Annotated in this window: 9 protein-coding genes; 5 read left to right on the plus strand and 4 right to left on the minus strand. The window is 53.5% G+C overall.

The genetic code is table 11. The features are described 5' to 3' along the window. Nucleotides 1–116: 116 nt before the first annotated feature. Together BZ163_RS00895 and BZ163_RS00900 are read right to left on the minus strand one after the other, a co-directional pair. Nucleotides 117–1085 carry a DUF932 domain-containing protein gene (locus BZ163_RS00895; protein ID WP_128869428.1) on the minus strand — a complete coding sequence of 323 codons (969 nt, stop codon included), beginning with the start codon at nt 1083–1085 and terminating at the stop codon, nt 117–119. Between the two features lie 91 nt (nt 1086–1176). After that, nucleotides 1177–1506, minus strand: a complete 330-nt coding sequence (locus BZ163_RS00900; protein ID WP_075226479.1) for a hypothetical protein — start codon at nt 1504–1506, stop codon at nt 1177–1179. A gap of 160 nt (nt 1507–1666) precedes the next feature. Here BZ163_RS00900 and yhhA point away from each other — a divergent pair, with 160 nt between their 5' ends. The 5 genes from yhhA (at nt 1667) to yhhC (ending at nt 6227) form a co-directional block, all read left to right on the plus strand. Then, complete coding sequence (yhhA, locus tag BZ163_RS00905; RefSeq protein WP_128869429.1) at nt 1667–1849, plus strand: YhhA family cyclophane-containing RiPP; 183 nt, start codon at nt 1667–1669, stop codon at nt 1847–1849. A gap of 9 nt (nt 1850–1858) precedes the next feature. Then, entirely contained in the window at nt 1859–4033 is a 2175-nt protein-coding gene (yhhB, locus tag BZ163_RS00910) for a cyclophane-forming radical SAM/SPASM peptide maturase YhhB (protein WP_128869430.1), read from the plus strand. Beyond that, a complete protein-coding gene (locus BZ163_RS00915) occupies nt 3990–5012 on the plus strand; it encodes a hypothetical protein (RefSeq protein ID WP_128869431.1) in 1023 nt (340 codons plus the stop codon). The genes yhhB and BZ163_RS00915 overlap by 44 nt, the downstream gene beginning before the upstream one ends. Further along, on the plus strand, nt 4997–5530 hold the full coding sequence (locus BZ163_RS00920) for a GNAT family N-acetyltransferase (RefSeq protein WP_128869432.1): 534 nt from the start codon (nt 4997–4999) through the stop codon (nt 5528–5530). The genes BZ163_RS00915 and BZ163_RS00920 overlap by 16 nt, the downstream gene beginning before the upstream one ends. A gap of 115 nt (nt 5531–5645) precedes the next feature. Then, entirely contained in the window at nt 5646–6227 is a 582-nt protein-coding gene (gene yhhC, locus BZ163_RS00925; protein ID WP_128869433.1) for a cyclophane-containing peptide 2OG-Fe(II) oxygenase YhhC, read from the plus strand. 265 nt (nt 6228–6492) lie between these two features. Here the strand turns inward: yhhC and BZ163_RS00930 are convergent, their stop codons facing one another. Both BZ163_RS00930 and BZ163_RS00935 read right to left on the minus strand, forming a co-directional pair. Further along, complete coding sequence (locus tag BZ163_RS00930; protein WP_371916778.1) at nt 6493–7113, minus strand: transposase; 621 nt, start codon at nt 7111–7113, stop codon at nt 6493–6495. Between the two features lie 74 nt (nt 7114–7187). Further along, nucleotides 7188–8164 (minus strand): reverse transcriptase domain-containing protein (locus BZ163_RS00935; RefSeq protein WP_128869435.1); only part of this gene is annotated, 977 nt, incomplete at its 5' end.

The following is an 8164-nucleotide window of genomic DNA, read 5'->3' on the forward strand; positions in this document are numbered from 1 at the left end:
CGAGCCTTGCTAGTGCTGCGCAACGGAGTAACGTTCATAGCGTTCACCTTGCAGAAATAGAAACGCCCGATCAGCAACGAGGCTGATCGGGCGTTTTTTGGGGGGGAAGTAACCGGTTAGGCGACCAGTTGCAGGGCGGTGTCCAGAGCGCGTTGCTTGATCTGCGCCCCTTGGCCGAACCAGGCTGAGTCCATGCGGTACTCGTTGCTACGGGCGCGACGTTCGTGGTCGACGTACTCGGTTACGGCGTTGAGCAGGCCCCAGGCGGTACCGCGAGCCGAGTCCAGCTGACTGCCTCGGCCGCGACCTTCGTACAGCTCCTGAACCTTTCGCAGGGCGCGTTCGTTGGGCAGTACCTCCGGCAGTGCGCCCGTCGGATTGGTCTCGCACAGCACGTTCATAAAGAAGCCCAGCGCCTCATGCCACTGGACTTTGCGTTCGGCCAGCGCACGCATGCGGTACATAAAGTCGTCCCATTGCGAGACGGCGATGCCGAGCTGCTTCTTTACTGTCTTCGGGTCGAAGCGAGTGTTGTGCGGCACTTTGATCGCGCGGCTGGCGCCGTCCAAGGCGATGGTCAAGGTGTTGTTGCAGACCACGCGCACGGTAGTGGGTGTTGCCGTGGTGGCCAGGGTGCCGTCGCAGGATGTGGCCAGCAGCAGGTAGCCGTTGACCTGATCGTTACCCTTGAGCGCAGCACCTTGCCCGGTACGCGCCAACGCCCAGAACTTGCGGCCACCCTTCAGTACGCCGGCCGTTTCCAGCTCGTAGCCGGAGACCTCGGTTAGATCCCGGTAGAACTCCAGCACCTCGCGCGGTTGCACGGTGTGGTAGCGCTGAGAGACCACCGACAGCGGTGCTTTGGTGTCCGAGCGGAAGAGCACCTTCTGCTCGGGGAAGGAATGGATCGCGCCCAGGTGACCGACGGTTTCTGATTTGAAGTGAACCGGGCTTTCCTGTATCTCCCAGTCCATGCCGGCTTCGCGTTGCCAAACTTCGATGGGTTGCTTCTGAGTGAGCTGATTGCCCAGGCCATGCCAGGGAGTTGCGCCAGCATAGGCCATAGTTTCGACGAGATGAGCCATGGTTGTAATTCCTTTAGGTGCAAGCCGGCATAAAGCGCCACGCAAAGCGCAGCACCGTCCGGATGTAATAGATAGAGGTAAGTTGACTCGATTAGGTCGGGAGGTTGAAGCGGTGCCCACATAGCAAGCAGAGGTTGTGGGCCAGGACGTGGCGATCGAGCGACTCACCCAACTGGGCGCCGAGAGCACAGCCACCGACACCGCCGGCCAGCCCACCGAGGATGGCACCCGATACCGAACCGAGAGTGATACCGACAGGGCCGGCGATAGCGCCAATAAGCGCGCCCGCTTGGCCCCCAGCCAGCGCAGCACTGACGCCGCGCGCAGCACCACCCACGGTGCCGATGGCCGCGCCGACTTTCATGGCGTGATGGAAAGAAGCGATTTTGGGGGAATGACAGCGAGGACACTGTAATGACATGGGGCTAACCTCCTTGGGGGTGTAGTCAAGGCGGTTATGTGTGGCTGAGATTTTTTTGAATCGAATGGTCGCTTTTCAGCAGCAGAGACTCGATCAGCTTCACACACTTAATACAAATGCGGCATAATGATGGCATTTCAGCGTATCAAGGAGGTAAGTGATGTCTTCTGCTGCATTCAAGATTGAAAAATCGACCCCGACGACTATCCGCCAATGCTTGGTTAAAGGGCAAAGCACTAACCCAGCAATCCAGCGCCTGCGCATGCGCGTATTGACTGAATCGGATGCTAGCCAGGTCATCACAAGCTATGACCGCATGCACCATCGCCATAATCGCTCGTGATTCACTTGCATGGGCGCCGCTAAGTTTTCGTCGTTTTTGGTAAAAGTAGCGTCGCGGTGCAACCTTGACTGCGATTATTGCTATGTCTACCACCACGCGGATCAGAGTTGGCGCTCCATGCCCAAGTTTCTGTCCGTCACCCACCGCGAAGCCTTCGCTCGTCAGCTTGCGAACTATGCCATCCAAAGTGGGCTGACCCACTGTTCGGTGATCCTGCATGGCGGAGAACCTTTGCTACTAGGCGCTTCGGCGCTGGCTGCGTTTGCAGAACTGGTTCGCCAGACCTGCAGCATCCCTGTCGATGTGAGCCTTCAAACCAATGGGCTCTTGCTGACTGACGAAGCTTTGGGGATTCTATCTAACGCTGATATCGGCGTTTCGTTGAGTCTGGACGGGCCTAAGGCGGTCAATGACAAACATCGACTGACTCGTAAAGGGCGCTCCAGCTTCGAGCAGACAGAGCAGGCCCTGCAACGCCTTCAGCGCTATCCAGAGATCTTTGCCGGCGTCATCGCAGTGGTGGACGCGTCCGTTTGTGCGGATGAGCTTTTCGAGTATTTTGATCAGTTCACCATTCCTCGATTGGACTTCCTGCTTCCTGATGCCCACTGGCTTCGTCCCCCTCCAGGCCGAAACCAAGATCCAGGGTTATATGAGCAGTGGTTGGTCAATGCATTCGATGTTTGGTTCGACCGATATCCTCACATTTCCTTGAGAACGTTCGAGGCTCTACTCGACGTTTGTGCCGGGCTGCCATCGAGCACCGACGCATTTGGCTTCGGTGACGTGAGCCTGCTTTCAATCGAGACGGACGGTAGTTATCACGACCTGGACGTGTTGAAGGTCACTCAGGACGGCGTGACGAAGCTCAATGGCAATGTGTGTGATACATCGATAGATGAAGTGGCTCGTTCTCCAGCAATCGAGAAGCACCGCAAGTTCTTGCGTAAGCAAGGGTTGGCGGAGGCTTGCCAGTCCTGTCACATTGTTGAAATCTGTGGGGGTGGAGCACTGCCTCACCGGTTCGGTGAGAACGGATTTGTTAACCCTACGGTGTACTGCAACGAGATGAAGCGCCTGGTTGCCCACATCCGCAATCGCCTTGATGAGCATCTTTCTACTGGGCTTGTGGAAGAGGTGCGCCTACCTATTCCTGAGACTTTCGCATTGGACAGTTTCGAGCTGGCGGAGACCTCCCACTCCGACATGGAGTGGCTGTGTGCTCGGGCAAAGGACGAGGCGGTCGAGAGGCTGAAGAACGCGCTGCTCGTCTTCTCTGAAGACCCGCGGACTCAACAGCTCACTGAGGTAGGTATCGGTGCTTTCGAGCGAGTGGCTCAGCACCCCGGAGCTATTTTCTGGGGGGGCGCTGTTTTGGCTCAACAGCATGGGCGAGCATTGCTTTCCGTTGATGGGCAGGTAATAACAGCCACTTCAGATTATCTTGAATTTCTCATCTCGATCGCTGCACGAGACGATGGGGCGATCTCCCTCGATGTTGGTCGAAATGACTTTTGGCTCCGCGCACCGTTTGGCGATGCCATTGTGTTTGAAGGTGATGACCTCATCGGCCCAGGCCAAATACTGGTCGAGCAGGCAATGAGTATCGTCAAGGCCTGGCGTCCTGCTCTGGCGGTAGAGATGATGGCTGCGTACCGTGCCGTTCAGTTCGTTCGCGACCCCACCGCTGATCCTCGGAAGATCGTGTCGTTCAGCGACAACTCAGTGCCAGGGGTGCTGTACGTCTCGATTTCCCAAGGTGATGGGCTGATTAACCCCTACGATCTCGCGGACTCACTGATCCATGAGCACCGCCATCAGAAGCTTTACCTGCTTGAGCGTTGTACACCTACCGTAGAACGAACTTCCGCACAGGTTGTTTCGCCATGGCGTGAAGATCTGCGGCCGCCATCGGGCTTGCTACATGCGGTTTTTGTTTTTGTAGAGCTCAGACGCTTCTGGCTTCACGTGCGCGACCACGGGCCGGCCGACCTTCAGTTGCGAGCAATCAAGCAGCTTGCAGACACTGACTATCATCTCCAGCAGGCCTTCGCGACACTTGAGACATGTCCATTGACAAATGTTGGCTTGAGCCTTGTTGACGTATTAAAGCGTGTTTCCATGGAGGGGACAAAGTCCAATGACCTCGACGATAAATGTTCCGCTGTCCCGGCTATCGCTTGACGCCCAGCGCAGGCATGAGCAACTGAGAGATTATTTCTGCGATAAGGATGCTGTTGCCATTCAGGTAGCGGGCGAATGGGAGCTTGTGCTGGAATGGTCGAATGACGCTTTCCGATACGTTGACCCTCGACTGGACGAGGGCCTGGCTTGGTGGGGACGCGATCTGCGATATCAGGATATGGCGGGTGCACGTAAACGCAGAGGGCGCGTGCTCCTTTCATTGAATGACACCTGGACGCTGGAAAGCTGGAGCCAGTGGCTCACAGGCCGTTCCGATGATGTCGATATCGTTGTGCTCCACGTGGATGATCACAAAGACCTTGGCGCTCCCCGTATCTTTCAACGCCTCGAAAACTGGATCGATCCCATTGAGGGGCGGGTAGTGGAACTTTGCGACCCCCAGACGGTGACCGCTGCGATCCTGAGTGGTGCACTGGGTATGGGCAGCTTCCTAACGCCCTTCCTTCACTATGTACCCACAGCGGATGTCCGCCATCTTTGCCAGGGCCCAAAGTGCAGCGAGACGGTCGACGCCACCGTCCAGCGAGAGTTAATTCCGGATTCATTGCTGGACCCCGATGCATTGAGGCCTTCTATCACGCTTGTTCCTGATGGGCTTGGAGTAGGGCGCGGGCGTTACCGATTTACCTCTAACCTGAATGACTGGCTGGAAGGCATTGATGGTTCATCTGACAGTACAATCGGCATTTTGCTGCACATTGACATGGATTACTTCTGCAATCGCTATGACGGAGACAGTGATGCGATTGAGTACCCTGGGCCGCTGAATCCGTCGCTGGCGGAAATTCTGGATCAGATAGATACCTTCACTCATGCCTTGCGATGCCGAGGCTTGTTAGAACGCCTGGACGATATCGTCATTGCGTTTTCCCCCGGATTCTTCCCTGCGGAGTTTTGGGCGCATAGTTGTGAGCGGCTTTTAGCTGGCTTGGGAGAGTCTCCATGGCTCGACCGGTAAGTGAATCGAATGCAAGGCCAGTTCGACGCTCCACGCCGAAGCCACCTACCGTGACGGCCAAATCAAAGCTGGGTCCGGTATCTAGTGATGCGATCGTATTGATTAGAACGTCGGGTACGCTAGATAAAGGTGGGGGGGCTGGTGGCGAGGCATGGATAATCATTGCCGACGGCAAGAGGGCAGGGACTGCCTACATCAATATGGTTGATGATACTGTCCGGGGCCTGCATCCATCGTTTCACATTTTTTTGAATCGACCAAGCCAAGGGCGACAGATAGGACGTATTGCGTATGAACGCGGCTGTGCACTCAGCCAGTACGACGTCGTCTATGCCCACATGCGTAAATCCAATACAGCGTCGCGCAAGGCTGCTGAATATGCGGGCTTTACCGAGGTAACAACACAGAATGATTCACAGCTTGTAATGGTTTGGTATAGAGGGCGCTATGATTCAGTATTCAAACCTACAGGAAGTTCTCACGCAATTGACCATCCGGCAGCGCGTATTGTTATATAATTAAACTTCATTACTGAAGTGGTCAAGATGCATGTGGCGCCAATAATATTATCATTTTGATAAAATTCACCAAAAATTATAGGTGCCTCAATTTTTAACCAAGAGGAATTTTATTTTGACACTTCTAAGTTTTTTGGGCGCTAAAATAAAAGACCCATTTCATCACGCGCTACAAGAAAACGCACTTTCAGATGTGGATAGTGAAATTCTTCTTTCTTGGCTTGAAAGTGATGCTCCGTGGAATTTAAAAATAGCTGAATTCTACCAGCAATACGAATTCAATTTTAAAGGTCTTGAGTTGCCGGATAGTATTGCTAGGATTTTTTCAAAGGAATCAATCAGTGGTATAAAGGAAGATATTGAGCAGTTATTTTTAGTTGAATTGTCTGACAAGGTTGATATATCTGCGCACAAGTTAATAAAAAATCAATCAATTGAAATGCATAACGACTTTGTCCCGAGGCAAGAGACCCATAGAGTTTTAATTCAGCTAAACAGGGGTTGGGTAGACGCGAACGGGGGTGTTTTAATGATTTTTTTTGACAGCACACCTGGGAATGTATCGAGTTCCTTCATGCCGTTACACAATACTGCTTTTGCGTTTGAGATATCACCCAGATCGTTCCATGCTGTATCTACTATTAATTCTGGGGAAAGATTTACTATTGTTCTTTCGTTCTTTAAGGCAGAGAAGTGAAGCTGTGGCGAAAAGCCTGAATGGTCAGGCCCCATGCTAATAACGGTGCTATGTTCAATGCCCTGCCACAGCTCGCTGCTGGGCGCAATCTGGCGTGGGGCACATAATCCTCAGATCTGGCGTAGCCGCACTGGGAGCTGGTTTGACGCTTAATGTCTGCTGTGGGGAAAGCCGTTCAATAGTCCGCTCCTGGCCGTTTTTAGCCTGTTGCGACCGGCTACTTTGGGCGGTGTCGGTGTGTGTCAATGTAGTTGTCGCGTCAGTCTCAAGCAGTTTGTCTGTTCATAGGCTCACGTTCCCGATTCAAGTAGACATGGTCAGGTAGCTTCCAGTTACGAACACTCCCGGCCCACCGCTCTGGTTTACGACGACGAGCTTCAAGGTACAGGTGCGCTCGGTTCTCCAGTGATAAGCGGTCGTGCCCTTTATGACGTTGCGAAGGTGTGACGTATTTTAGAGCGCTGTGAAGGTGCTCATCGTTGTACCAGGCAACAAACTCCATCACCCACTGACGCGCCTCATCCAGTGATTCAAACGGTCGCTGTGGCCAGCGAGAGCAATACTTGGCTGTACGAAACAGCGCTTCAGCATAAGCATTGTCGTTGCTGACTCGTGGGCGACTAAATGAGGGCAACACCCCAAGGTCGTGCAGCGCAGCGAGCATTGTTGCGCCTTTCATAGAGCTGCCGTTATCCGAATGCAGTATCAATTTGTCCGGGAGGATCTTTTCACGCAGACAGGCGCGCTCCATCAACACGCCAGCGTGATCAGCGCTCTCGGTTTCATGGACGTCGTTCATGACCAGTTTGCGGCTGTAGATATCCTTGACCATGTACCAGTAGAAGAAGCGGCCTTTGATGTTGCTCGGCAGTTGAGTAAGAGACAGGGCGTAGTCGGGCTATCTCCCTATCTCTCCTCACCGAACCGGACGTGCACCTTTCAATGCATCCGGCTCTCCGTTTAAACGCTGGCGAACGCCATAGCCACTTCAGTGAAGCGTGAGGTCCATGTATTCCTGGGCTCCGACCTCAGGTAAGGATTACCTTCGGGCAGACGCCACCTGAACTGCTTCTTGCCTTGCCCAACTAACCGATACAGTGTTTCACCGCTGAGTTTGCCGTTATTGGTCTTGCCAAATAAAACCCAAGTCTTACTTTGGCTGGGCTTAGGTGCTTTGCACCATTGGCGCATCAGGGGTTTGATACGGGAGCGGTATTTGTGAGCCAGCCAATGGGCCAGTTTCCAAAACACGACACGATCGATACAGCTGAATACTTTGGCTTTGAAATCAACGAATTGATAAAACGCCGCCCAGCCTTTCAGCTTTCGGTTGATTGATTCAACCATGTCGATCTTACTTTCACTGTGGTTACCTGATAGCAGTGCCGTCAGTGAGGCTGCGAAGCTTCTGGCTTTGTCTCGTGGGATCGTCGTGACCACACGCATATCGCCGTATCGGCTACGCTTGCGAATGATCCGATGGCCCAGAAAAACAAATCCATCATTCACATGGGTGATCTTGGTCTTTTCCATGTTCAGCCTGAGTTTCAGGCTATCTTCGAGCACACTCCGGCACTCTTCTCTGATGGCTTGCGCTTGTGCTTTAGTGCCTTTGACGATGATCACAAAATCATCGGCATATCGGCAGTAAGCAACGGCTGGCTTCCATTGCCAGTTCTCTCTGATCGCCGTGCTTCGACCAAGCTGGATGCTGTGGTTCCAGTACCATCGATCTTTTCGAGCCTTCGGATTCAGGTAGTGTTCATGCAGGTACTGATCGAACTCATTGAGCATGATGTTCGACAACAATGGCGTAATAACACCACCCTGCGGTACTCCTTCACTGGCGGCCCGGAAGAGTCCGACATCGATATGGCCAGCTTTGATTGTTTTCCACAGCAGTTCCAAGAAACGAGTGTCTCTGATTCTGCGGCGTA

The organism is Pseudomonas sp. VI4.1 (assembly GCF_002029345.1).
In the GTDB taxonomy this organism is placed as follows: Bacteria; Pseudomonadota; Gammaproteobacteria; order Pseudomonadales; family Pseudomonadaceae; genus Aquipseudomonas.

Bases quoted from the DNA above. Each gene is read 5' to 3' on its own strand.
- BZ163_RS00915 (WP_128869431.1), top strand. From the start codon at position 3,990: ATGACCTCGACGATAAATGTTCCGCTGTCCCGGCTATCGCTTGACGCC.
- yhhB (WP_128869430.1), top strand. From the start codon at position 1,859: ATGGGCGCCGCTAAGTTTTCGTCGTTTTTGGTAAAAGTAGCGTCGCGG.
- BZ163_RS00900 (WP_075226479.1), bottom strand. From the start codon at position 1,506: ATGTCATTACAGTGTCCTCGCTGTCATTCCCCCAAAATCGCTTCTTTC.
- yhhA (WP_128869429.1), top strand. From the start codon at position 1,667: ATGTCTTCTGCTGCATTCAAGATTGAAAAATCGACCCCGACGACTATC.
- BZ163_RS00920 (WP_128869432.1), top strand. From the start codon at position 4,997: ATGGCTCGACCGGTAAGTGAATCGAATGCAAGGCCAGTTCGACGCTCC.
- BZ163_RS00895 (WP_128869428.1), bottom strand. From the start codon at position 1,085: ATGGCTCATCTCGTCGAAACTATGGCCTATGCTGGCGCAACTCCCTGG.